The organism is Pedobacter sp. SG908, assembly GCF_011759615.1.
Taxonomy (GTDB): domain Bacteria; phylum Bacteroidota; class Bacteroidia; order Sphingobacteriales; family Sphingobacteriaceae; genus Pedobacter; species Pedobacter riviphilus.
This window is the reverse complement of record NZ_JAAOYY010000002.1, coordinates 922,382-948,764: the sequence shown is the minus strand read 5'-3', so window position 1 is coordinate 948,764 and position 26,383 is coordinate 922,382. Positions and strand designations below refer to the sequence as shown.

25 protein-coding genes are annotated in these 26,383 nt (G+C 37.5%); 9 read left to right on the top strand and 16 right to left on the bottom strand.

The features are described 5' to 3' along the window. Nucleotides 1-4: 4 nt before the first annotated feature. From FHT21_RS19090 to FHT21_RS19055, 8 genes are all read left to right on the top strand, one after another. Nucleotides 5-832, top strand: coding sequence for a GMP synthase (locus FHT21_RS19090; protein WP_167296310.1), 828 nt, complete (start codon nucleotides 5-7; stop codon nucleotides 830-832). 99 nt (nucleotides 833-931) lie between these two features. Beyond that, the gene (locus tag FHT21_RS19085; protein WP_167296309.1) at nucleotides 932-2,119 is read left to right on the top strand and encodes a hypothetical protein; all 1,188 of its coding nucleotides are present in this window, start codon (nucleotides 932-934) and stop codon (nucleotides 2,117-2,119) included. A gap of 202 nt (nucleotides 2,120-2,321) precedes the next feature. After that, nucleotides 2,322-2,480 (top strand): FeoB-associated Cys-rich membrane protein, encoded by a 159-nt coding sequence (locus FHT21_RS19080; RefSeq protein ID WP_082458743.1) that lies wholly within the window; start codon nucleotides 2,322-2,324, stop codon nucleotides 2,478-2,480. Nucleotides 2,481-2,492: 12 nt separating this feature from the next. Beyond that, entirely contained in the window at nucleotides 2,493-3,080 is a 588-nt protein-coding gene (locus tag FHT21_RS19075; RefSeq protein ID WP_108197428.1) for a Crp/Fnr family transcriptional regulator, read from the top strand. Between the two features lie 187 nt (nucleotides 3,081-3,267). Further along, nucleotides 3,268-3,798: a YceI family protein gene (locus tag FHT21_RS19070; protein ID WP_167296308.1), complete on the top strand. Its 531-nt coding sequence runs from the start codon at nucleotides 3,268-3,270 to the stop codon at nucleotides 3,796-3,798. A gap of 70 nt (nucleotides 3,799-3,868) precedes the next feature. After that, nucleotides 3,869-4,738 carry a pirin family protein gene (locus FHT21_RS19065; RefSeq protein WP_167296307.1) on the top strand — a complete coding sequence of 290 codons (870 nt, stop codon included), beginning with the start codon at nucleotides 3,869-3,871 and terminating at the stop codon, nucleotides 4,736-4,738. Between the two features lie 428 nt (nucleotides 4,739-5,166). Beyond that, nucleotides 5,167-8,571: a glycosyltransferase gene (locus FHT21_RS19060; protein WP_167296306.1), complete on the top strand. Its 3,405-nt coding sequence runs from the start codon at nucleotides 5,167-5,169 to the stop codon at nucleotides 8,569-8,571. 138 nt (nucleotides 8,572-8,709) lie between these two features. Continuing rightward, nucleotides 8,710-9,168 carry a DUF1440 domain-containing protein gene (locus FHT21_RS19055; protein WP_167296305.1) on the top strand — a complete coding sequence of 153 codons (459 nt, stop codon included), beginning with the start codon at nucleotides 8,710-8,712 and terminating at the stop codon, nucleotides 9,166-9,168. Between the two features lie 6 nt (nucleotides 9,169-9,174). Here the strand turns inward: FHT21_RS19055 and ispF are convergent, their stop codons facing one another. Next, on the bottom strand, nucleotides 9,175-9,654 hold the full coding sequence (gene ispF, locus FHT21_RS19050) for a 2-C-methyl-D-erythritol 2,4-cyclodiphosphate synthase (protein WP_167296304.1): 480 nt from the start codon (nucleotides 9,652-9,654) through the stop codon (nucleotides 9,175-9,177). Between the two features lie 21 nt (nucleotides 9,655-9,675). Further along, nucleotides 9,676-10,863, bottom strand: coding sequence for a type IX secretion system outer membrane channel protein PorV (gene porV, locus FHT21_RS19045; protein WP_167296303.1), 1,188 nt, complete (start codon nucleotides 10,861-10,863; stop codon nucleotides 9,676-9,678). Between the two features lie 673 nt (nucleotides 10,864-11,536). Here porV and FHT21_RS19040 point away from each other — a divergent pair. Beyond that, complete coding sequence (locus tag FHT21_RS19040) at nucleotides 11,537-13,216, top strand: SUMF1/EgtB/PvdO family nonheme iron enzyme (RefSeq protein ID WP_167296302.1); 1,680 nt, start codon at nucleotides 11,537-11,539, stop codon at nucleotides 13,214-13,216. A gap of 177 nt (nucleotides 13,217-13,393) precedes the next feature. Here FHT21_RS19040 and FHT21_RS19035 read toward each other — a convergent pair whose 3' ends face one another. From FHT21_RS19035 to FHT21_RS18970, 14 genes are all read right to left on the bottom strand, one after another. Then, nucleotides 13,394-13,894 (bottom strand): acetyl-CoA carboxylase biotin carboxyl carrier protein subunit, encoded by a 501-nt coding sequence (locus tag FHT21_RS19035; protein ID WP_167296301.1) that lies wholly within the window; start codon nucleotides 13,892-13,894, stop codon nucleotides 13,394-13,396. A 3-nt stretch (nucleotides 13,895-13,897) separates the two neighbouring features. Further along, nucleotides 13,898-14,515, bottom strand: a complete 618-nt coding sequence (locus FHT21_RS19030) for a DUF4159 domain-containing protein (RefSeq protein WP_167296640.1) — start codon at nucleotides 14,513-14,515, stop codon at nucleotides 13,898-13,900. An 86-nt stretch (nucleotides 14,516-14,601) separates the two neighbouring features. Beyond that, nucleotides 14,602-15,306, bottom strand: coding sequence for a 16S rRNA (uracil(1498)-N(3))-methyltransferase (locus FHT21_RS19025; RefSeq protein ID WP_167296300.1), 705 nt, complete (start codon nucleotides 15,304-15,306; stop codon nucleotides 14,602-14,604). Between the two features lie 8 nt (nucleotides 15,307-15,314). After that, nucleotides 15,315-16,739 (bottom strand): hemolysin family protein, encoded by a 1,425-nt coding sequence (locus FHT21_RS19020; RefSeq protein ID WP_243854048.1) that lies wholly within the window; start codon nucleotides 16,737-16,739, stop codon nucleotides 15,315-15,317. After that, entirely contained in the window at nucleotides 16,739-17,290 is a 552-nt protein-coding gene (locus FHT21_RS19015; protein WP_025146339.1) for an inorganic diphosphatase, read from the bottom strand. The genes FHT21_RS19020 and FHT21_RS19015 overlap by 1 nt, the downstream gene beginning before the upstream one ends. Before the next feature lie 2 nt (nucleotides 17,291-17,292). Next, on the bottom strand, nucleotides 17,293-17,952 hold the full coding sequence (locus FHT21_RS19010) for a DedA family protein (protein WP_167296299.1): 660 nt from the start codon (nucleotides 17,950-17,952) through the stop codon (nucleotides 17,293-17,295). A gap of 47 nt (nucleotides 17,953-17,999) precedes the next feature. Continuing rightward, nucleotides 18,000-19,370, bottom strand: a complete 1,371-nt coding sequence (locus FHT21_RS19005) for an NADH-quinone oxidoreductase subunit N (protein WP_167296298.1) — start codon at nucleotides 19,368-19,370, stop codon at nucleotides 18,000-18,002. A gap of 3 nt (nucleotides 19,371-19,373) precedes the next feature. Next, nucleotides 19,374-20,837, bottom strand: a complete 1,464-nt coding sequence (locus FHT21_RS19000; RefSeq protein WP_167296297.1) for an NADH-quinone oxidoreductase subunit M — start codon at nucleotides 20,835-20,837, stop codon at nucleotides 19,374-19,376. A 20-nt stretch (nucleotides 20,838-20,857) separates the two neighbouring features. Next, nucleotides 20,858-22,753 (bottom strand): NADH-quinone oxidoreductase subunit L, encoded by a 1,896-nt coding sequence (gene nuoL / locus FHT21_RS18995; RefSeq protein ID WP_167296638.1) that lies wholly within the window; start codon nucleotides 22,751-22,753, stop codon nucleotides 20,858-20,860. Between the two features lie 19 nt (nucleotides 22,754-22,772). Next, entirely contained in the window at nucleotides 22,773-23,102 is a 330-nt protein-coding gene (nuoK, locus tag FHT21_RS18990) for an NADH-quinone oxidoreductase subunit NuoK (protein ID WP_055908793.1), read from the bottom strand. After that, entirely contained in the window at nucleotides 23,102-23,605 is a 504-nt protein-coding gene (locus FHT21_RS18985) for an NADH-quinone oxidoreductase subunit J (protein ID WP_108197414.1), read from the bottom strand. Before FHT21_RS18985 ends, nuoK begins: the two co-directional genes overlap by 1 nt. Before the next feature lie 130 nt (nucleotides 23,606-23,735). Then, nucleotides 23,736-24,239, bottom strand: a complete 504-nt coding sequence (locus FHT21_RS18980) for an NADH-quinone oxidoreductase subunit I (RefSeq protein WP_090504254.1) — start codon at nucleotides 24,237-24,239, stop codon at nucleotides 23,736-23,738. Between the two features lie 2 nt (nucleotides 24,240-24,241). Continuing rightward, complete coding sequence (gene nuoH, locus FHT21_RS18975) at nucleotides 24,242-25,297, bottom strand: NADH-quinone oxidoreductase subunit NuoH (RefSeq protein ID WP_167296296.1); 1,056 nt, start codon at nucleotides 25,295-25,297, stop codon at nucleotides 24,242-24,244. After that, nucleotides 25,297-26,307 carry a 2Fe-2S iron-sulfur cluster-binding protein gene (locus tag FHT21_RS18970; protein ID WP_167296295.1) on the bottom strand — a complete coding sequence of 337 codons (1,011 nt, stop codon included), beginning with the start codon at nucleotides 26,305-26,307 and terminating at the stop codon, nucleotides 25,297-25,299. The genes nuoH and FHT21_RS18970 overlap by 1 nt, the downstream gene beginning before the upstream one ends. Nucleotides 26,308-26,383 lie beyond the last annotated feature (76 nt).

The following is a 26,383-nucleotide window of genomic DNA, read 5'->3' as shown; positions in this document are numbered from 1 at the left end:
TATAATGGATAAAAGGAGCTTAAAGGTGGCCGTTATTGACATGAATAACGGTGCACCTAATCAGGGTATGCGGGGAATTCAGGAAATTTTATCCCGTTTTAGAAACGAAAACAATATCGATCTAAGCTTTGATATTTTTGATTTAAGGCAAAAAGGAGAAATACCACACATTGGTTATGATGCTTATATTTCTAGTGGTGGCCCAGGCAGCCCTATTGAAAGTAAGGGCGAACAATGGGAAAATGACTTCTTTAATCTCTTAGATCAGATAGAAGCTTTTAACCATAAAAATGACGAAAGAAAAAAGTATGCTTTTTTGATCTGCCACTCCTTCCAATTGGCTTGTAGAAAATATGAGTTGGGTAATGTAACCGAAAGACGGTCGAACGCTTTTGGTATTTTCCCTATAAACTTAACAGAAGAAGGAGAAAAAGACGAAATTTTTAATGGCATTACCAATCCTTTCTTTTCGGTAGACAGCAGAGATTGGCAAGTGATCGAGCCAGATTTTGCTGCTTTCGAGAAAAAAGGCGCAAAATTATTAGCCATTGAAAAAGAGCGTAAACATGTGGATTTAGAACGTTGCATGATGTCGATCCGCTTTTCTGAGGAAATCATCGGTACGCAATTTCATCCAGAAGCTGATCCGGTGGGCATGAAAATGTACTTACTTCAAGAAGAAAAGAAAAAAGCAATCATCGGTCTGCATGGCGAACAAAAATACCTGGATATGTTAAACAGTTTAGATGATCCGGCAAGAATTGTACTTACACAAAGTGTTATCTTACCTAATTTCTTGCAAAAAGCAATTGGGGATCTACAAGCAGTATAAACAAATAGCCGTCATTGCTAGGCACGAAGCAATCTTAATGCTTTAGCGATGGTTCTAGGATTGCTTCGTGCCTAGCAATGACGAAAACTATAAAAACATATGATACCTGCTCAACGCCAAAAATACAATCAACAGTTTACTAGAGAAAAGTACCAGGCTTTTTTAACCCAGCTTGGTTTAGGTTATCCTGAAATTCCTTTTCGCGTTGCTGAAACCCCGGTATTTATTCCGAAGCGGTTAAAACAAAAGTTAATTGAAGCAGGGGAAGAAATTATCAACCTGATTAAGCAACCCAACTTTAAGGCACTTACCCAAAAGTCGATTCCAACAGATTGGAACGTCCCTAATGAGAACAAGCAACCACACTTTTTAACTTTCGATTTCGGCATTTGTAAAAATCAAGCAGGAGAACTTACCCCCATGTTGATCGAAATGCAAGGATTCCCTTCCTTATATGGATTTCAGCATCATTTAGCAAAAACTTTTAAGGCAGGTTTTGAAATTGATAGTTCTGTGAATTATTTCTTAAACGGCTTTAACGAGGAAGGGTACATCAAGCTGCTTAAAGAAGTTATTATTGGCGCTCACGAGCCAGAAGAAGTGGCCTTGATGGATGTAGATGCACCTCATCAAAAAACAGCTATTGATTTTTTTGTTACCCAAAAAATGTTGGGTATTAAAATCTTGGCATTGGAAGATATTAAAAAAGTAGGCAAACAGCTCTTTTACGAAGAAGATGGTAAAAAAATCCAGTTAAAAAGAATTTATAACCGCTTGATATTTGACGAAGTGGCCAATAATACCGAGATTTTTAAAAATAGTTTCGATCCACGTGAAGAACTCGATGTGGAATGGGTAACACATCCAAACTGGTTTTATCGAATCAGCAAATACACCATGCCCTTCTTGAAAAGCGAGTTTGTACCCGAAACACGTTTTTTAAGTGAATTAACTGCAATTCCTAAAGATTTAGAAAACTACGTACTTAAGCCATTATTCTCTTTTGCTGGGATGGGCGTAATTATCGATGTCAGTGAAACAGATATTACTAATATAAAAGATCCGGAAAACTGGATTTTACAAAGAAAGGTAAATTACGAGCCAGCTGTACAGGCACCTGATGGTGGTGTAAAGGCAGAAGTAAGGATGATGTATTTATGGCCTGATGGTGGCGAACCCCAACTGTGCATTAATCTGGCCCGCTTAAGCCGTGGTAAAATGATCGGCGTACGTTACAATGCCGATTTTGATTGGGTTGGTGGTACTGTAGGTTTTATGGAGGAGTAAATTCTTTCTTCAACCACAAAGAACGCTAAAGAAGGACGCAAAGCACATTTAATAACATTAGGTCTTAATTTTCACCAAATAAACCCCAGCAAAGACATCCGTAAGCTTAGCGACCTTAGCGAAAAGCTTTGCGGTTAAACATTGATCCAATAATTTACATTCACTTGAACGGCTTCAGCCTAAAACCCTTTATATTTGCATTATGGATATTCAAACGATTTTAGTCTTTTTACTTTTTGCGGTAGCATTGGTATATGTTGGCCGTTTGGTTTTTAAATCTTTACAGGTAAAAAAAGACGGTTGTGGTGGCAATTGCAAATGTGGTGTAGATTTTTCCGATATTAAGCCCGTAAAAAAATAACACTGTACCTTTATGATTCATCAGTTCCAGAAATACTTACAGGAAAAAATAGAGATAACTGATGAGCAGTTCGAAAGCATATCATCTGCTTTAAAGGTAAAAAAATTCGAGAAAAACGAAATACTTCAATATACTGGCGATAATTTCAAACACGGATATTTTGTAGGAAAAGGTTTATTACGGGCGTACTCAATTGATGCGAAAGGCAAAGAGCACATCCTTCAGTTTGCCCCCGAAAACTGGCTGGTTTCTGACCGTAACAACATGAACAATGAGCCATCAATATTTTTTATCGATGCCATCGAGGCAACCGAAGCCGTATTAATGCCCAACAATTTCATGGAGGAAGCTGCCAGGCAAGTGCCATGCTTACAACCCATGCAAATCAAACTGCTTAATAATTCGATCCGCTTTATGCAGAAAAGAATTAACATGTTATTAAGCGCAACTGCTGAAGAAAGATATCTCGATTTTATAAAACTATACCCCAACCTTACCCTCCGCGTACCACAATGGATGATTGCCTCATATCTGGGCATTACACCCGAATCGTTAAGCCGGGTAAGAAAGGAACTGGCCAATAAACATTTTAGGCCATAGACTCAATGAGTGAATGGCTTTTTCAAATCTAACCTTTCAACGTACAACTTTTCAACCTTTCACCAATACGTCATTCTATCCTTCTCTCATTCAATTATTTCCCTTTCTTACCATACATCAATCTGTAGTAAAAACCTGCGCTGTACTTTTGTGTTGTAAATATTAAACATCTCAAAAAACAAAAGATATGGCAACTACAAAATGGACATTAGATCCAACCCACAGCGAATTACAATTTAAAGTAAAACACTTAATGATTACTACTGTAACTGGTAGTTTAAAATCTTTCACTGCAGAATTAACATCAGAAGGTGATGAATTTGAAAATGCAGAAATTTCTTTCAAAGGTGATATCGGTTCAATTGATACCGGAAATACCGACCGTGATAACCATTTAAAAAGTGGCGATTTTTTCGATGCTGAAAAATTTGCACACATTGAATTTAAATCTAATTCGGTAGAAAAAGATGGAGGCGATTATATCGTTAAAGGCAACTTAACCATTAAAGGTGAAACTAAACCAGTAAAATTAATCGCAGAATTTGGTGGTATTGCTACCGATCCTTGGGGAAATACCAAAGCAGGCTTTACCTTAAGCGGAAAAATTAACCGCTCTGAATTCGGTTTAACCTGGAATGCTGCATTAGAAACTGGTGGCGTAATGGTAAGCGAAGAAGTTCGCATTTTAGGCGAATTACAGTTTGTAAAAAGTGTATAAGTGATAGGCGTTTGGCGATAAGCGTGGATTATCCGCCAAACGCCAAGCGCATAACAGAAAGGTTCCAATCATGGAAACAAAACAAATAGAAAAAGTACTGAAAGCCCCTGCCCCACATATGGTTGGCGATGGCTTTAGGGTACACAATTTTTTCCCAAGTGGTTATGAAATCAACATGAGTCCGTTTTTCCTAATGGATTATGGCTCAAAGATTGAATTTTCTGCCAGGAAAGAACCGAGAGGCGTTGGAGTTCACCCGCACCGGGGTTTCGAAACAGTAACTATTGCTTATCATGGTGCTGTTGCGCATCACGATAGTTCTGGAAACAGCGGGGTGATTTATCCAGGTGATGTACAGTGGATGACTGCTGCGAGTGGAATATTACACAAGGAATATCATGAAGCGCAATACAGTTTAGCAGGAGGACCTTTTCAAATGGTTCAGCTTTGGATTAATTTACCTGCTAAAGATAAAATGGCTAAACCAAAGTATCAAGCAGTTAAACAGGCCGACATGACTCACTTTGATCTTCCAGAAAACGGAGGAAAAATCGAGATCATTGCTGGTAATTATAATGGTTTAAAAGGCAATGCAAGTACCTTTACACCAATCGAACTGTATAATGCACGGTTAAATAAAGGTGGTAAAGCGACATTTAACTTCCCTGAAAATTTTAACACCGGCTTTATGGTGATTGAAGGTTCAATTAAAATAAATGGATCTGAAATTGCGGTAGCAGATAATTTCGTTCACTTCAAAAATAAAGGTGAGGAAATTAAAATAGAAGCCCTAGAAAACAGTGTTATTTTGATTTTAAGTGGAGAACCCATAGAAGAACCGATTGTTCAGTATGGTCCGTTTTTAATGAATACTGAAGCCGAAATACATCAAGCCATCGAAGATTACAATCAGGGCAGATTTGGTTATTTAGAAGAGTAAACTGACCGTAGTGCTGTTGACTTGTTTCAGCACCTTTTATATAAGACCTCATTTTATATGGATTAAAAAGCCGGCATTTCTTGTAAAATTGTCGGCTTTTTTGCCTTTATATTGCAACACATTCTAATATCATTAAGTTATGATCAGTATTGTCAGTCTAAGCCCGTTGAAGAGCCTTAGTCGAAAAAACATATAATCTGTCAATGCTTTTCTGTTTTCCTATTATTGCATTTCAATTTACGTTAGAAAACCTTAATTTCTTAATGATGCAAAAGGTCTAAAAATTCATTTTTCAGTTGATAAATAGATCAATAAAAATATTATCTTCGATAAGAACTAACGATCTAATCTCGCAACGCTTAATTTTAAATCATTCATCCAATCTTCATATTCGTTAGTGACATTTGATCATAAATCAGAACAGAAAAATGTCCGGAAAACAAATATTTCAAACTGAGACTAAAAGACGCTGGCATGCATTTACCTGGGTAAGTCGTACATTTTTTTTAGTCTTTATTATCGCAATTATCTGCGTGGTGTATACCTTATCTTCAGTGCAGGCACCCAATTTACCGTTTATTAATACCAATACGCCTTTAACACAAAAACAGTTAGAGAAGCTAAAGAAATCGCAACAGTACAAAGATTTCACTATCGAAAAATCGAAACTTCAAAAAATCAAAAAAGATCGTGAACATCGCATTTTAACCCATCACGGCAATAATAAAAGGATCAACATGGCTTTTTATGTAAGTTGGGCCGCAAGCAAAGAAAGATCATTATCTGACTTAAAACGCAACATAGGCCATTTGGATATGGTGGCTACAGAATCATTCTTTTTAAACGGCGATTCTATTGTTGATAAAGCCGATACTGCCGCTTTGAAGGTAATCCATAATGCTAAAAAATCGGCTATTGCAGTAGTTTCTAATTACAATAAAGACCATTGGGATGGTGCAGCCGTAAGGCGGTTGTTGAACGATCTACCTGCACAGCAAAAATTGATCTACGATCTCATCGCAATTACCAAAAAATATGGCTATCGTGGTATCAATATAGATTTCGAGGAGCTTAATCTCGAAAATGGTGACAGCTTTAATGCTTTTATGAAAAATCTTTACAGCCAATTTCACGCGGAAAAGCTGATTGTTTCTCAAGATATTTCACCCGAAAACGACGATTATAAACCAGAAATCCTCCAAAAATATAACGATTACCTCGTACTAATGGCTTATGATCAGCATACCGAGCAAAGTAATGCGGGTGATATTTCACACCAGGAATGGGTAGAAGAAAAGCTTGATGACATTTGCAGTAAAGTTGATGCCAGCAAAGTAATCCTTGCCCTGGCCTGCTATGGTTACGATTGGCCAAACAATAGTATTGGCAAACCGGTAACCTATGAAGAAGCAATGACTGGTGCAGTTAATTACAAAAGCAAAATAAACTACAATCCTGCTTCGGCCAATTTAAATTATACCTATAACGATGGAAGTGGAATTAAACATGAAGTTTACTTTACAGATGCCGCAACCTATTTTAATTTAATCCGCAAAGCTGATGATTGGGATATTGCTGGTGTTGCGTTATGGCGTTTAGGCTCTGAAGATAAACGTTTATGGTCTTTTATTTCCAATGATCTTAGTTTAGATACCTTAAAGAAAAAACCATTCGATTTACGCAAAATTGCTTCGTTAAATATGGGTGGCATCTCCTACTTAGGTAATGGTGAAATTCTGGATCTGATTTCTACCCCCACACCAGGTAGCGTAAGATTTACTTTAAATAAAGACAATTTCTCCATTGCCGATCAAAAATATACCCGACTACCAGAGCAATATGTAATTAAAAGATTTGGGGAGGCCGATAAAAAAATTGCCTTAACCTTTGATGATGGCCCTGACCCCGTTTATACACCCCAGGTGTTAAATATTTTGAAACAGGAAAAAGTACCAGGCTGTTTCTTTGTGGTTGGGATTATGGCCGAAAAAAATATGGAACTGTTAAGACAGGAATATAATGATGGTTATGAAATTGGAAACCATACTTTCTTCCATCCTGATATGTCGACCATCGGACCAAGGCGCGTAAAGTTCGAACTAAATGCTACACGTAGGTTAATTGAAGCCGTTACTGGCCACAGTACAATTTTGTTCCGTGCACCATTTAACGCTGATGCAGAGCCACAGAATATTTCCGAGATTTTACCAGTTGCACAAAGCCGCAAAGAGAATTACATCAATATCGGCGAATATATCGATCCTGAAGATTGGGAACCAGGTAAAACTGCAGATCAGATTTTTAACGAGGTGGTAAAACAACAAGACAATGGCAATATCCTTTTGCTTCATGATGCCGGAGGAAACCGTGAAGCTACTGTTGCAGCCTTGCCACGGATTATTAAATTCTTTAAAGCAAAGGGCTATACGTTTACAACGGTTGGCGATTTAATGGGTAAAAAAAGATCGGAACTTATGCCTGCTGTAAAATCTACCGCAAATAGTGGTTTTTCAGGCTCTGGCGATTACTTTTTTATCAATTTCTTTTATTATGGCAACATGATTTTAAACATTATATTTTCTGTTGCTATTGTACTTGCTATCTTAAGGACCATATTTATTGCTTATTTGGCCATCAGACAACGAAAAAGAGCGAAACGCAATATTGGTAAATTAATACAGCATCCTTCAGAAAAGGTAAGCATTATCATTCCGGCATACAATGAAGAAATTACTGCAGTTCAAACCATCAATAGCCTTTTAAAAACCACCTATCCTGATTTTGAATTAATTTTTGTGGATGATGGTTCGAAAGATAAAACCTTTGAAATCATTAACGAACACTTTGGCAACCACCCTCAGGTAAAGGTTTTCAGTAAGACAAACGGAGGCAAAGCTTCGGCCTTAAATTACGGCATATCAAAAGCTACTTCTGATTTTGTGGTATGTATAGATGCTGATACGCAATTGAAAAACGATGCAGTTACCGAGTTAATGCGGTATTTCTATAGTGAGAAAATAGCTGCTGTAGCTGGAACGGTAAAAGTTGGAAATGCCAACAACATTATTACCAAATGGCAGTCTATAGAATATATCACTGCTCAAAATATGGATAGGCGGGCCTTCGACTTATTAAATACAATTACCGTTGTACCAGGGGCAATAGGTGCCTTTAGAAAAAAGGTAATTTTAGAAATCGGCGGATTTACCATTGATACTCTTGCCGAAGATTGCGATTTAACCATGCGTATTTTAAGGGCAGGTTACAAGGTTAAAAACTGTGACAGTGCAATTGCTTATACTGAAGCACCAGAAACGGTGAGCATGTTGCTTAAACAACGTTTCCGTTGGAGCTTTGGCGTAATGCAAAGCTTCTGGAAAAACAGAAAAACACTACTGAACAAGAAATACGGCTATTTTGGAATGGTAGGTATGCCAAATATTTTGATCTACCAGATCATATTACCATTATTTTCACCACTTGCCGATCTTTTTATGCTCATTTCCTTAATTAGTGGCCTCTTTTCACTAAGCGCCATTAATAATTTAACCCTAACCGGATTTTCAGGGATTTTAAGTTTGCATAATGGTTTTGGTCAGGTACTTTTCTATTACATTATTTTTATAGTGGTAGATATGATTTTTGCTGCAATCGCTTTCCGTATGGAAAAAGAGAAGTATAGAAATTTACTTTACATCTTCCCACAACGTTTTTTCTGGAGACAATTAATGTATGTTGTCTTATTCCGTTCGTTCAGGAAAGCTATAAAGGGCGAACTGGAAACCTGGGGTACAATAAAAAGAACAGGAAATGTTAAGGAACAGGTAGCGTAATACTTCCAGTCCTTAAAAAAGAAGCCAAGTTTTAATAGCCAATGTGTTATAAAACTTGGCTTTTTTGGCTATCCACCTCACCCTAAAAAAACATAAACATTTAATAACAAGCTATTTAAAAAAACATTATTATTGTTAATGGAAAAATCTAACCAAACCTCATTTTCCTTTAAACAGGTTTTATTAATTGCGTTTGTTGCTGGAACATTAGATGGAACGGCAGCAGTAATATTTTTAGGAAAGATGAATTTTATGAGGGTATTTCAATACATCTCCAGCGCTATTATGGGACCAGAAGCTTTTGCAGGAGGTATTAAAACCGCGCTTATCGGATTAGCTTTGCACTACTTTATTGCCTTTAGCTTTACAATGGTTTTCACAATAGCATCAACAAAAACGCCTGTTCTCCGAAAAAATATCATCCTATCGGGAATAATTTATGGCATTGTAGTTTGGATCATCATGACTCTATTAATTGTTCCGCTAACCAAAATACCAGCTGCACCATTTCACTACGAAAGGGCAATTTTAAATGTTGTTATTTTAATTTTCTGTATTGGCTTGCCGATTTCTTATTTAACAGCGAAAAAATTCTAATGTTAATTAAGGTCTTTCTATCAGGCAGACGGCATAAGAAACAACGCCCTCTTCTCTACCAATAAAGCCCATTTGTTCATTGGTTGTTGCTTTTATCGAAATATCATCAGTAGAAATTCCAATTGCATCAGCAATATTTTGCTGCATGGCAGGAATATGAGGGTTAATTTTTGGCGCTTCTAAACAAAGCATCGCATCGATATTGCCAATTTGCCATCCTTTTTCGGCCAGCAATTTAACTGTTTCCTTCAATAAGATAATGCTACTGATGCCTTTCCACCTATCATCTGTATTCTTAAAATGAAAACCAATATCGCGAAGGTTCGCTGCACCTAAAAGTGCATCGCAGATGGCGTGAAGAAGAACGTCGGCATCCGAATGGCCAAAAGCACCTTTATGATGATCTAATGTTACGCCACCAACAACAAAAGGATGTTGATCTTTTAATTGATGCACATCAAATCCGAAACCTACTCTAATTTTCATGTTTATTTGCTTTAATCTTTTTTATCTTTTGCTTTTATTCTCGCCAAAGTTAAACAATAGACCAAAACGTAAGGTATTTGCAAGTGGACTAGTCTGTGCATTTGCAATTAAATAAGAAAAATCGATGTTAAAAACGTTGTATTTTAACCCAAGTCCTAAGGTAAAATAGCGACTATCGCCTTTCATTGGACTTTGGTAGTTGTAACCAGCTCTAACTGCAAACTGTTGGTTGTACCAATATTCTAATCCTGTAGAAATTCCAACTTCTTTCAGTTCTTCACTAAAACCACCAGGAGCATCACTAAACGAACCAAAAATTCCTGCAGGAACCGATCGGTTTGGATCTTTTCCACTTACGATTTTGTTGTTCGAATCGTATATAGGTTGTGTTGGCACCAAAAGTTTATTAAAATCGAGGGCGAAAGTTAAAGTACTAAAATCATCCATCGTGATTGTTGACGCTCCTCCTAGTTTAAAATTGGTGGGTAAAAAGAAATTCTCTCCTCCATCAGAATAGCTCATTTTAGTTCCTATGTTGGAAATATTAGCACCGGCAGAAAGAATAGCCTGTTTACCAAATAATGTAGTCGCTTTTTTGTACAATCCTGAAACATCAACCGCTACAGCATTTCCACTGTGTACTTGCCCGGAAGACGAAAACTGACCTGAAGCTAAATTAGAATAAATATATCTTAATGAAGTTCCTAATGAAAATTCATTACCAAAATTACGTGCAAAAGAAACATCAAACGCCAATTCATTCGGATTGGCGATCCCAAGATCCTGTTGGTTAATGTCTGTAAGCTGAATCGAACCCAAAGAAAAATACCTCAACGATGCTCCAATGGTATTACGATCATCTAATTTATAAAATCCACTTAGATAAGCAAGATTAATATCTGGCACTAAACTCTTTAACCATGGGCTGTAAGAAATAGAAAAACCATAAGGTTTGTCTAAAAAGGCAAGTTTCGACGCATTTATACTTGAAGAGTTTACATCACCAGGAACAGCCACGCCAGCATCACCCATTGCTCCGGCACGGGCATCAGGTGTAATGAGCAGAAACGGAACTGCCGTGATAATATTATTCGACTCGCTACCGTTTGTTTGGGTATTGCCTATGGTTACTTGGGCATTTGTTTTACCAAACACCAAGGCCATTGAGAGTGCAGAAAAAGCAAGTTTACTAATGTACTTGAAATTCATCCTTTAAGGTACGTAATTTTAGATTTGGGTATTTAGCAATAACTGGAGAATATATTCTGTAACGTAAAACCAAACCGTATATTTTACCAAATTACGAATTCTATGATTATTTACTAATTAAACCTACGATTTTTACATATCGGTGTGACTGCAAAAAATGCAAACACAAGGTTAATAACAACTTAGCACTATAAATCGAATTCATTTTTCTCTTTATATCATTACGATTATATTAATTTACCCGATTTGGACGCTATAATTTTAAAACTCAAATATGGTTAATTTATTTGCAATCACTGTAAACCCCTAATCGTTAGGCTTATTTTGCTGTGGGTTAAATTATGGGCTTACGGCGATTCTGATAATATAAATTTCCACGAAATACGCGCTCGATTTATACAGATCCAGAATAAAAATATTTTTTGAAATCTCTAAGTTGTGCTAGTATTAACCAACACCAAACTGCCACAAACCCATGTTTTATCTTCCTTATTTATAATTATTTAGCATTAAAATCGTTTAAAAAACAGACAGACACAATACGCTTTAAAATAATACGTTATCAATCAAAAATATAATCGATATTTTATTATCACATTATTTATATATTCATTTAAAATTGTTTAATTTTATCGATTGAATCCCTATAGGGGCAATATTCCCAACGTACTATATGAAAAAACTATTACTATATTCTTTTACTTGTTTATCATTAGCCACCTTGCTTTCGAGTTGTAGCTCAAAAAGTGCGAGTTCTAGTAAAACAGGTATTCCTTATGCAGATAGGAAAAGTAAAAACAACCAATCTGGTGCTTTTGCTGTAGCTACTCAATACAAGAGAGCTCCAGGGCCCGGCTTAATTCCAATTGAAGGTGGAGTTTTAGTTGTTGGTGGTAGTGCCATCGAGGTTGCAGGTGTTGAACCAAACATTTACAACTACAAAAGACAGGTTACCGTACCTTCTTTCTACATGGATGAAACAGAAGTATCGAATACCGATTGGTTAGAATACTTACATTGGATCAGATATAACTACCCTGAAGATCGTGAGTTTTATTATAATGAGCTTCCTGATACTTTAGTATGGCGCCGTGCATTATCTTATAACGAGCCTTATGTAGATAATTATTTAAGGCACCCAGCTTATCGTGATTATCCCGTTGTAGGTGTTTCATGGGAGCAGGCATCTCGTTACTGCGAATGGAGAACTTCAAGAGCCAATGAGTTTATTCTACGCGAAAAAGGAATTTTAACTGATTATAAAACTTTAGCTGGTAATGGAAAAGGCAATACTGCTACTACGGCTGCAGCTACTCCAAAACCAGACAAACCATTTAATACAGATGCCTATTTAAACGGGCAGTACGATGATAAAGGTAAAAATGCACCGATTGACTACAATACAAAAGCTGGTGCAGCTACCACAAGCGCAGGAGGAACTGCTGCAACTACAGGGGGCAAAAATGGTCAGCCAAGAAGAACTGCAACATTAGAGGATGGTGTAATTATGCAACCTTATCGTTTACCAACAGAAGCAGAGTGGGAATATGCTGCGCTAGGCTTAATTGGCAATACAGAATATGAGAATATCAACCAGAATAAAATTTACCCTTGGAATGGTTTAGGTGTTAGTTCGGCCAAAAAGAAAACCAGGGGTATGATTCAGGCCAACTTTAAAAGAGCGCCTGGAGATTATATGGGTGTTGGCGGTTCATTAAATGATAAAGGAGATTTAACGGTTCCGGTTATTCAATATGCACCAAACGATTTCGGCTTATACAATATGGCAGGAAACGTGAATGAGTGGGTTAATGATGTGTACAGAACCGGTACATTCACTGATGCAGATGCATTTAATCCTTATCGTGGTAACTACTTCACCAATAAAAAACTAGAAGATTCTCAAAGCGGGAAAATTGCATTAGATAAATATGGCAATCCGATTAAAGAAAATGCATATGCCGGAAGAAAACAAACCTGGGCAGAAAAACAAGCGCAGGCGAAACGTTCTGATTCGATTTCAAAATCGACTGATCCGCAATCTCCGGTAGCATCAACCAGCTATCAGGCCGATCAAAGGGGTTATCGCGACAGGCAAAACACTTTACTTAACGAAGAAGGTGTAACGCTGGTAAACGATAAATCCAGAGTTTATAAAGGTGGCTCCTGGAATGATATGGCTTACTGGTTAAACCCGGCAACACGCCGTTTTATGCAACAAGATGAATCATCAGCAGAAGTCGGTTTCCGTTGTGCTATGACGATGCTTGGCGCTCCAGAAATTAGTACTGTAGGTAAAAGAAATTTCAAAAACCCTCCTCAAAAACCTTATAGGGTAAGCAGAGGTAAATAAAAAGGAAAGTCCCGACATTAAATCGGGACTTTTTTATGCTTTATAGTTTTTATTATTTTTGTATGGTGGCTTTCTTAGTTAACACCTTATCATTAAGAAGTTAAGGGTATTAGGAAAAATCTCTACTGAAACCAACCTTAATGCGCTTAATACCTTAGCGGTAAAAAGGCGAAAGAGTTATTTAAATTGAATCAAAATCTGATTCTTCTCTACTTTATCGCCTTGCTTGATCAAAACTTTCTTCACTACCCCATCTGCAGATGATTTTAAAATATTTTCCATTTTCATCGCTTCCAACACCAATAAGTTATCGCCTTTCTTTACCTCAGCATTTTCTTCAACCAAAACCTTTAGTACTAAACCAGGCATCGGTGCTTTAATCTCAGAAACTTTATTGGCGGCTAAATTATCGAGCCCCAATTGTTTTAACAAAACATCGAACTGATCTTCGATGTTAATCTGATAAATATTCCCATTTACTTTTACTTTACAGGTTTTTTCAGTCTTATTTATCTCAACAAGTTCTGTGTTAAAAGACCTGTTTTGGTATAGAACATGCGTATTGTTAGGTCCAAGCGTACTTAGATCGAGCTGAGCCTGTTCTCCATTTACTAAAAAAGCTGAATCCTTATTCTCAATTTCGAATAAAAACCGATCATTTACTTTTACTTTATACATGGCTTATTGAGTTAAAGCATACTGAACCAGATTAGCGCCCATTTTAAGCGCTTTTGTCCGTGTCTCTTGTGTATCTTCGGGGTATGTACCAAAGTCTTCCCAACCGTTGCCTAAATCGCATTCGTAGGTGTAATAACACACAACTCTTCCCTTGTAAATCAAGGCAAATCCCTGGGGTCTTTTATTATCATGCTCATGGATTTTAGGCAAACCTCCCGGGAACTTAAATTTCTGGTTATATAGCGCATGGTTAGCTGGCAATTCAACAAAACTAAGTTCTGGAAATACCTTTTTCATCTGTGGGCGGATAAATTTATCCAATCCATAATTATCGTCTATATGAAGAAAGCCACCGCCCGTAAGGTACTGCCTCAAATTCTTAATTTCCTGATCGTTAAAAACTACGTTTCCGTGGCCAGTCATATAAACAAATGGATAGTTAAAGATTTCCTTTGAGCCTACTTCAACAATGCTTTCTTCAGCATAAAAATTAGTCTTGATATTGGCATTGCAGTATGCAATTAAATTGGGTAAAGCTGTTCTGTCTGCATACCAATCGCCACCACCGTTATACTTTAATTTAGCCATACGGTAGGTTGGCGGAATAAAAGCGAAAAGCATCAAACTTAAAGCTAAAAGACCAAAGCTTAAAACCAATGCCCGAAATTTGGAAAACTGAAAACTGAAAACTGAAAACTTCAAACTGATTATCGGTTAAGGTAATTGATTTCAAAACAAACAGATAAGGCAGCCGTTTCTGTGCGTAATCTGTTATCACCTAAAGTTAATGCTTTAAAGCCTTTATTCAAAGCTAAATTAACTTCATCAGGTGTGAAATCTCCTTCAGGACCAATAAGAACTAAATATTTTTGATGTGGGACTACAAGTTTGGATATGTATTGTTTTTCTCCGTTATCAATGCAATGCGCAATTAGTTTGTCGCCATCAAACGGTTCTTTTAAAAAAGCATCAAAAGAAATAGCATCGTTTAATTTGGGATGATAAGCTTTAATCGATTGTTTTACGGCTGAAGTAATCACTTTATTGAGGCGATCTTCTTTAACTACCCTTCGCTCCGATCTATCGGTAATAATTGGTGTAACCTCATCAATGCCCAGCTCTGTAGCCTTCTCTAAAAACCACTCGATACGGTCGATATTTTTAGTTGGTGCAACAGCGATGTGTAAGTAATGATTTCTTTTATGAAACTCAGTTTCTACTTTTAAAATAGATAAAGAAACCTTTTTGGGATTATCGGTAGTAATTTCAGCAGTATAAAAGCCCCCTTTTCCATCAACTAAGTTAACAATTGAGCCAATGGTAAGGCGAAGCACCCTAACACAGTGTTTGCTCTCTTCTTCGTTAAGTGTGTAGGTATTTTGGGTTATATCTGGTGTATAAAAAATATGCATAGTTGAAATTAATGATTATCAACCATATCTGCTTTATTGATCACCAATTCTAATTTGATTGTTTCGATATTCTGTTCTGTCTTTTTAAGGATAGTAAACAGGTAGCCGTATGATTCAGTACTTTCGCCTACTTCAGGAATACGTTCAAAAACGTGAGAAACTAATCCACCAATGGTATCGAAGTCTTCATCCTCTGGTAAATCGTGAGGCAAATGCTCATTTACATCGTATACTGTAGCAAATGCATTTACAATAAATTCATTATCAGAAACCTTTTCTACCAATGGTTTTTCTTCATCGTATTCATCCTGGATTTCTCCAACAAGCTCTTCAACTATATCTTCTAAGGTAACCATACCCGCTGTACCGCCAAACTCATCTAATACAATAGCAATCTGTATGCGGTTACTTTGCAGCTCGCTCATCAGATCGTTAATTTTCTTAGTTTCTGTAACGAAATACGGTTTTCTGATGATGTCGTTTAATGTCCAGTGCTGGTTACCTGCTGCAACTAATGGTAGGATATCTTTTGCATGGATAATCCCTACAATCTTATCCATAATATCATCATAAACCGGCAAGCGGGAATATCCTTCTTTAATAATCGTATCAATCACTTCTTCTTTTGGAGAAGTTAACTCAATGCCCGAAATCTTGGTTCTGGGCACCATGATATTCTTAACCACGCGCTCATTAAAATCGAATACGTTTTTAATCAGCTCATGTTCGTTATTATCTAACGCACCACTTTCTTTACCCTGATCTAGTAAATATTGAAGTTCTTCGGTGCTATGCAGCGATTCGTGCCCACTGGAGGTGTCGATTCCGAATGGTTTAAGGATAATGGCGGCAAGACTATTTAGCGTCCAAATGAATGGTTTAAATACCACATAAAACAATTGAAGTGGTACGGAAACGAAAAGCGTCGTAGCTACAGGCCTTTGGATAGCAAAAGATTTAGGTGCTAATTCGCCAAATACAATATGCATAATTGTAATGAGCGAAAAGGCAACGATTGTAGAGGCAGTATGGATAGAAGCATCGCTTAAACCCCACTGCAAACTATCGAAAAGATTTTTGAAAATGGTATGCATAACGCCCTCACCAACCCAACCTAGACCAAGTGATGCAAGCGTTATGCCTAGCTGTGTGGCGGCCAAATACCCATCAAGATTATGAATAATCCCTTTGGCCATTTTGCCTACACGACTGCCTGTTTTTGCTTTAATTTCAATTTGTGATGCGCGAACTTTTACAATAGCAAACTCTGCTGCAACAAAAAATCCGTTAAGTAACACCAAAAATAATGCAAAGAATAATCGCCAACCTACAGAAGTGGTATCGGGTTCTTGTACAGCAACCAAAACTACGTTTGTGGGCAGGATTGCACTTAGCTCTAAATTTAAAAACAAACAGACCGTGGGTAAATCCATTAAGCTAATTCTCTAAATGTTGTGTTATAAAGTTCTATGCTTTCTTTAATTACTTTATGCGCATAACGAACACCAAGTAAATGTTCGATAGTTACATTTTTATCTTCTAATGCTTTATAATCCTGAAAGAAACGAACAATCTCTTTCATTTGGTGTGGAGGCAACTCATCTAAATCGTTGATGTAGTTTACCGACATATCGTGAGCAGCAACCGCGATAATTTTATCATCTTGCTCTCCGTTATCTACCATATGCATTACACCAACCACTTTAGCTTCAATCAATGTCATTGGATAAACATCTACTGAACAAAGTACTAAAATATCTAACGGGTCTTTATCATCGCAATAAGTTTGCGGAATAAAACCATAGTTTGCAGGATACATTACTGATGAAAAAAGAACCCTGTCTAACTTGATTAAGCCAGATTCTTTATCTATTTCGTATTTTGCTTTTGAACCTTTTGGAATTTCAATAATTGCGTTTACAATTTCTGGAACATTGTGCCCAGGAGATACGCTATGCCACGCGTGATGATCGTCTTTTGCCATTTTTAATTTAAATCTGTTTTATCCTCTTCAGGACCACTCACTACTTTACTTTTTACAAAGGTAATTAATAATGGTATAGTTGTAATAAGGATAAAGCCAATAATAATATATAATAAATAATCGTTTATTTCTTTTTCAAATCTTCTGCCCAAAAAATAGCCCAGCAAGGTTAAGGAACAGATCCAAAGTACCCCACCCACGGTATTATATAAAGCAAATTTTTTAAAATCTAATTTTACAACCCCCGCAAAAATCGGTGCAAAAGTTCTAACAATGGGTACAAATCTGCCCATTATTAATGCAAAGGCACCTTGTTTATGATAATAGTCTTCTGCGGCTTTTAAATATTTCTTCTTAAAAAAGAAACTGTCTTTTCTGGTATACAATACCGGGCCAGTTTTACGCCCGAACCAATAGCCGGTAAAATTCCCAGAAATAGCCGCTATACATAAACCAGCCAAGAGTACCGCAATGTTCACATCAAGCTTGCCCGTTGCAACAAACATTCCCGCTAAAAACAATAAATAATCACCGGGAAGAAAAAAACCAAAAAACAGGCCTGTTTCTGCATAGATAACGAATACAACGAGATAGAAACCGCCCTCCCTCAATAATTTCTCGGGATCAAGTAGCTGATGCAGGTTATTCCAAAAATCGTGCATATTCAATTATTCGTAAAACTACAAATAATTATTAAACAACAGCATACCTATATCAGGTTTAAAATAATTGCAGGATAAATACCTAAAACTAACGTAATTGCAACAGAAACCAACAAAACGACTTTGTATTGCGCCGGCGTTGAAAGTTCTGTTTCTGCACCATCTTTAAACCACATGGCTACGATTACCCTAAAGTAATAATAGAAGCCAACCAACGCATTTAAAATCGCAAATGCAACAAGTAAGATTTTATATTCGGTCATTACATTCAGGAACATTAAATATTTCCCGATAAAGCCAGCGGTTAGCGGAATACCTGCTAATGAAAGCATGGCTACAGTTAAACATAATGCTACTAATGGATTCCGTTTAGCCAAACCATTGAAACTTTCAAAACTATCGCTACCCGTTTTTTGTTTCACCAATATTAATACTGCAAAAGCAATAATTGAGGCGAAGGTATAAGCTGCTGCATAAACCATTACGTTGTTTCCAGAATTTTTGGTCAGTACAATTAGCGAAAACAATAAGTAACCAGCATGTGAAATACTTGAGTATGCCAGCATGCGTTTGAAGTTCTTCTGGAAGAGTGCAGTTACGTTTCCGATAAATAGGGTTAAACAAACAATCACCATAAGTGGTGCAACCCAAAAATCGTGAAGTGGTGCAAATGCACCAGCAAATAATCGTAAGAATGCGGCAAAACCTGCAGTTTTAACCACCGTACTCATAAAAGTGGTGATTAAAGATGGAGCGCCTTCATATACATCTGGAGTCCAGAAGTGGAATGGGGCAGCACCAACCTTAAAGCTTAAACCAATCATCATTAGAATAACGCCTGGATAAAATATTGGAGAAACTGCCTGGCTATTTACTAAATAAGCCTGGATTCTATCTAAATCGAATGATCCCGTAGCGCCATAAATTAAGGTAATACCAAATAACAGGAAGCCTGTGGAGAAAGCACCCATTAAGAAATACTTTAAGGAAGCTTCATTAGAGGCAAAATCTTTTTTACGGATACCCGCCAAAATGTATAAACTCACCGACATGATTTCTAAGCCTACAAATAACATGGCCATATTTTTATACGATACCATCATAATCATGCCCGCTAATGCGAAAAGAATTAAGGTATAATATTCAGCTATGTTATCGCTTTTAGCGTGGAAATAGTTCTGTGTTAATAAAAAGATAAAAAGTGTGCCCACAATACAGATACCTGAAAATGCCAGAGCGAAATTATCTGTCTCCATCATTCCAAAATGAACAGCATTGCCATTCCATGCACAAAAAGTAAATCCTAGTGCAGTAAGTAAGCCAACAACGGTAAGTGGTAGTAATGCTTTATTTGCCTTAAACAAACCTGCATAAAGCACTATAAAAGCTGTTATACTAATGGTTATAATAATATTCATTGCTTAATTTACTGTGTTTAATTTTTGATTTACCTGTTCTAATAAATGTTGTACAGATGCCTCTGTTAAGTGCAGAACCGGTTTTGGATAAACACCCAAAACAATAATTAATGCACATATAGTATAAAGAACCAATTTTTCGGTTCCTTTAATATCGGTAAAAGTGATAGTTAAGCTGTTGGTTTCGCCTAGCATTACGTTCTGGTACATACGTAACATATAAACAGCACCGAAGATAATGGTTAATCCTGCAATAGCGGTAGCCCAAATGCCGTAATTATAAACGCCCATTAGCAATAAAAATTCGCCAATAAACCCGTTCGTTCCCGGTAAAGCTACGGTGCCTAAAACAATGATCAGAAAAGTAAGCGCCAGCTGCGGAGCTACTTTGGCAATTCCGCCCAACTCTTCAATCTTATTGGTTTTAACTCGTGCGAAGATGATATCTAAAACGAAGAATAAACCAACCACGTTAATACCATGGCTCAACATCTGCACCATTGCACCTTGCATACCTTGCTGATTGAAAGCGAAGATACCTGCTGATATTAATCCAACGTGAGCGATAGATGAATAAGCGACTAAACGCTTAGCATTCTTTTGCGTAAAAGCAATGAGCGAAGCATAAATAATACCGATGATTGATAAAATAATAACTACCTGCCCCCAGTCATGAACACCAGCCGGAACAATTGGCAATAACCATCTAATTACACCATAAATACCCATTTTTAACATGATACCCGATAACAACATGGTTCCTTGTGCAGGTGCCGCAGTATAAGTATCAGGCTGCCAGGTATGGAAAGGAAAAATCGGCATCTTAATGGCAAAAGCGATGAAGAAAGCCCAGAAAATCCATCCCTGCTGTGCACTATCTAAGTTTAAAGCGTAAAAAGCCTGAATATCAAAATTGTGTGATGGATTCTGAAGATATAGGTAAATAATACCCATCAACATAAATAACGAACCTGCAATAGTATACACGAAAAATTTCATGTTGATACGGATACGGTCTTTTCCTCCCCAGATAGCACAGATAAAGTAGATTGGAATTAATGCTGCTTCCCATCCAATATAGAACAAGAAAGCATCCAATGCTGTAAATACCAATAACAGGCCACACTGCATAAACAAAATCAGCGCATAAAATGCAGCTGCATTTTTATACTCATGGTTGTAACTCGATAAAATAATAATTGGCACCAATAAATTGGTTAGCAATACCACAAGCATACTGATGCCATCAATACCTGCGTGGAAATTGATACCTAAATCTGCAATCCATGGCAAATTAACCTCAAACTGGGTACTTGCATTTGGAATGAAATTACAGGCCATAACCAAAGCCAAACCTAAAGAAACAACCGAAAATATGGTCGAAACTATTTTAGCCGACTTACCCGCAAATGCAGTAACAATTGCACCTGCAAGCGGAAGAAATATAAGTAGTAAAAGTTGTTCCATTATTTAATTTTGAACCCTTTTTATATGTATAAAAATGTATATAATAACAATGCGACGATACCGAATACCATCATAAATATATAGAAACCTACGTTTCCACTTTGCAACAAACGGATGCCTTTACTTGCCTCGTTTGTACTCCATCCCAGTCCGTTTACAATTCCATCAATAAATTTGTTATCGATAATTCTGTAAAAGAATTTCGAAAGTGCATCTAATGGTTTAGTAATCAGGAAATCATAAATCTCATCCAAATAGAATTTATTGTACGATAATTTTGCCAGTGCTGAACGTGGTGCTTCATCAGCAACCGGAACGCGTGCTCCCTTTACATAACGGCCATAGGCATAAACTAAAGCAATAATGGCTGCAACAACCGAAGTAGCCATAAGCGCAAGCTCAGTTGAATGGCTTAAATCCAGTTCGTGCTGTGCAACCCCTGCTCCTGATAACCAATGTGCCAACCACTCGTTTCCACCAAAAATATGGGGAAAGTTGATTGCTCCACCAATTGCTGCAAGAACAGCTAAAATGATTAAAGGAAAAGTCATCGCTGTTGGCGATTCGTGTACATGGCTTTCTTCATGGTGTGTTCCACGGTATTTCCCAGAGAAAGTTAAGAACATCATTCTGAACATGTAAAACGCAGTTAAGAATGCGGTTAAAACTCCAACTCCCCAAAGTATTGGACTTGCCTGGAAAGCATGTGCTAAAATTTCATCTTTAGAGAAGAAACCAGAGAACGGTGGTAAACCTGCAATAGCAATGGTACCGATCAGCATAGTTAAGAAAGTAACAGGAAGTTTCTTCCTCAGTCCACCCATATGACGCATATCTTGCTCATGGTGCATAGCATGGATTACCGAACCTGCGCCCAAGAACAATAGTGCTTTAAAGAATGCGTGGGTTAATACGTGGAAAAACGAACCAGTATAAGCACCAACACCTAAGCCTAAAAACATATAGCCCAATTGAGATACTGTTGAATAAGCCAATACTTTTTTGATATCAGTCTGTGTTAAAGCAATAATTGCAGCAACCAAAGCTGTAGCGGCCCCAACAATGGCAATGATGTGCTGGGTAAGTGGAGCAAGATCGAACAATATGCTCGAACGGGCAATCATATAAATACCAGCTGTAACCATTGTAGCCGCGTGGATCAAAGCCGAAACTGGCGTTGGTCCGGCCATTGCATCTGGCAGCCAGGTAAACAATGGCAACTGGGCCGATTTACCGCAGGCACCGATAAATAATAAAATGGTGATTAAAACCAAAGTATCATTACCTGGCAACATATTAGCCGCCTGAGGGAAAACTTTAGCGAATTCTACACTACCGAAGGTGGTGAAGATTAAGAATACACCTAACAAAAAGCCTAAATCACCGATGCGGTTCATTACGAAAGCTTTTTTAGCTGCCGAGGCATAAGCATTATTGGTATACCAGAAACCGATTAATAGGTACGAGCATAAACCAACCCCTTCCCAACCGATAAACATTACGATATAGTTAGAACCCAATACCAATAAAAGCATAAAGAATACAAACAGGTTTAGGTAAGAGAAAAATTTACCAAAACCAGCATCATCATGCATGTAGCTCGTAGAATATAGATGGATCAGGAACCCGATTCCGGTAATAATCAAAAGCATGATCGAGCTTAAAGGATCAACCAGGAAAGATAAAGGAATGTGCAATGTACCTGCACTGATCCAATCGAATAAAAATACTTCGTGGGATTTTTGTGTGTCGCCTTGTAAACTAAAGAAAACAACTACGCTGATGATAAAGGAGGCGAAGATTACCCCACTCCCAATGATACCAACAAGTCCTTTAGATAAAGAGTTTCTGCCTAGCCCATTAATTACAAACCCTAAAAAAGGAAATAACGGAACCAACCAAATCAATTGTTCTATTGTCATTCTTATTATATATTTACCACTTAAGGCGATTTAAAACATTAATATCTATCGATTTCGTATTTCTGTAAACCATTACAATAATAGCTAAACCAACTGCAACCTCTGCTGCTGCCAAAGCCATAATGAAGAATACGAAAACCTGTCCTGATGGATCGTTGCTATGAACCGAAAATGCGGTTAAAAGTAAATTAACGGCATTAAGCATCAGCTCAACCGACATAAAAATTACAATGGCATTTCTGCGGGTAAGTACACCAATTACGCCAATAGAAAAAATAATGGCACTTAAATAGATGTAGTGGTTTAGCGGAACGCCCTGAAGTTGTGATGTTAAATTTTCCATTATGCTTCTACCTCATCTCTTTTAGATAATAAAACGGCTCCAACCATTGCTGCCAACAGTAATAGAGATGACAATTCGAAAGGCAATAAGAATGGGCCAAAAAGCTCCTTGCCTAGATTTTCTACCAATCCCAATCCTGGGTTTTTCAAAATTAACGGGCTGGTAATACTTGCCGATTTTAAAGAACCGATTAAGGTTACCACCAAACAGCCACCTGCAATAACCCCTACGATTTTAATCAGCGGTGATTTACTCGGCTCGGTTTCCTTATTCAGGTTAAGCAACATCAGTACAAAAAGGAACAATACCATTATGGCCCCCATGTAAACAATAAAGTTTACCACCGCTAAAAACTGTGCATTTAACAGCACATAGTGAACAGTGAAGGTAAAAAAGGTAAGGATTAAGTACAATACACTGTGGATTGGATTTTTTGCAAAAATCACCAGCAGCGAAAAGATGATACTTAATGTGGCTACGAAATAGAATACTTGTGTACTCATTAATTTGTTATTTGTTTTATTTATTTCGTCACCCTGAATTTATTTCAGGGTCTTATAAAGGAGATGCTGAAATAAATTTAGCATGACGATTATCTCAGTTATAGGGTTCGTGTACTCACGAACTATCCAATTATTTTTTCATTTCTAATGGCGCTTCTACCAGCTTATCTTTTCCGTAAATAAAATCTTTACGTAAATAATCAGCAGGTACAATCGGGCCATCTAAGTAAATTGCCTCTTTTGGGCAGGCTTCTTCGCATAACCCACAGAAAATACAGCGCAACATATTGATTTCGTAAGTTGCTGCGTATTTTTCTTCGCGGTATAAATGTTTTTCTTCAGGTTTACGTTCAGCGGCAATCATGGTAATGGCTTCAGCCGGACAAGATAAAGCACATAAACCACAAGCTGTACAACGCTCTTTACCATTCTCATCGCGTTTTAGCGAGTGCATCCCCCTAAAGTTGGTCGAGAATTCGCGTTCTACTTCAGGATATCTTACGGTAGCCTCTTTTTTAAATAAGTGACTGATGGTGATACCCATACCCTTGGCAATTGCCGGCAGGTACATGCGCTCCATAAAGCTCAATGGCTTTTGTTCCAGTACTTTTTTCTTATTACTTAATGATTCCATAATTAAAACTTCTCAATAATCGCAATCACAACACCTGTTATTATAATATTGGCGATAGCCAAAGGTATTAAACCTTTCCAACCTAAATTCATCAATTGATCGTAACGGAAACGAGGGATGGTCCAGCGTACCCACATGAAGAAAAAGATGAAAGCACATATTTTTCCGAATAAAACAATCACTCCTATAATTGAAGCCCAATTCTGGCCAAAATGAGTAGCAGCTAAATCCATAAATGGATAATTAAAACCACCGAAATATAAAGTTGCCATTACCGCTGATGAGACAAACATATTGATGTATTCCGCAAATAGGTAAAAACCCAATTTCATTGAAGAATACTCCGTATGGTAACCTCCAATCAATTCTGTTTCACATTCAGGTAAATCGAATGGAGCACGGTTGGTTTCGGCAAAAGAACATACCATGAAAATTAGAAATCCCAATGGCTGCTTGAAGAAATACCAGGTAAACCATCCATCTGCCCAAAAACCATGTTGTTTATCTACAATATCCTTTAAACTTAAGGAGTTTGTTATTAACAACAGAGCGATGATTGACAATCCCATTGCAATTTCATAACTGATGTTCTGTGAAGCCGCGCGGATCGCACTTAACAAAGAATATTTGTTATTGGATGCCCATCCACCGATCATTACACCATACACACCTAACGAAACCACACCAAAGATATATAAAACGCCTACATTGATATCAGAAACCTGCAAAGGAATGGTTTTACCACCGATTTCAATCGGACTGCCCCAAGGAATAACCGCTGTACCTATACAGGCACAAAGCAAAGCCAAACCCGGACCGGCGATAAATAAAAACCTGTTTGATGTGGTAGGAATAATTTCCTCTTTCATAAACATTTTGATACCATCGGCCAATGGTTGTAAAATACCAAAGGGGCCGGCTCTATCCGGGCCCAAACGATCTTGCAAATATGCAGCCACCTTACGTTCTGCATAAGTAGAATACATGGCAATAACTAAACTGATGCCGAAAATTACAGCTACCAGGATAAATTTTTCTATAACAAAAGCGCTATCCATTAGTATTTAACTGTTTTATGTAATTCAATTTCATTCGCAGCCTGTAAAGCCTCATTTGGCTGGATTACGTGCAAAGGTTTTAATGTTTCGTAGTGGTTAGATGCAATTACCGAAGTATCATCAATGTGTGTTGGACGTTCAATTACCCAATCGGCAGTTGCTTTTTTATCGAAGCGACAAGTATTGCAAATAAATTCTTCTACTTCTCCAAACTGATCTTTACGGGCGGTAACGCGTAAAACATCCGCTCCTTTGTACCAAAGTGTTACTTTACCATTGCATTTTTCGTGGTCGCAATCACGGTGTGCATCAACAGGCTTGGTAAACCAAACACGGTTTTTAAAACGGAAAGTTTTATCGGTTAAAGCACCCACAGGGCAAACATCGATTACGTTTCCTGAGAAATCGTTATCAACAGCCTGTTGGATATAAGTAGAAATTTCAGAGTGATCGCCCCGGTTTAAGATACCATGAACACGTTTATTGGTAATCTGATCGGCAGTAAAAACACAACGGTAGCACAAAATGCAACGGTTCATGTGCAACTGGATCTTATCGCCAATATCAATACGCTCGAAAGTACGACGCTCAAACTCATAACGAGTTTTTTGCAAACCATGCTCATAACCCAAATTCTGCAAATCGCACTCACCAGCCTGATCGCAAACAGGGCAATCTAATGGGTGGTTAATCAATAAGATCTCTACAACACCTGCACGTGCTTCCAAAACTTCTGGTGAAGTAATGTTAAGCACTTCCATGCCGTCCATTACGGTTGTGCGGCAAGAAGCCACCAACTTAGGCATTGGGCGAGGATCTTTCTCTGAACCTTTAGTCACTTTTACAATACAGGTACGGCATTTACCGCCACTGCCTTGTAATTTAGAATAATAGCACATTGCTGGTGGAACAATATCCCCTCCTATCTGCCTTGCAGCATTCAGAATGGTTGTTCCATTATCAACCTCTACTGTTATCCCATCTATCGTAACCTTAACTTTTTCACTCATGGTTAATGATATTCTTTTTATTTCTTTATCTCGTCTTGGTTTGTGTCTCCACAAACCAATTCTTTCGCTTTCGTTT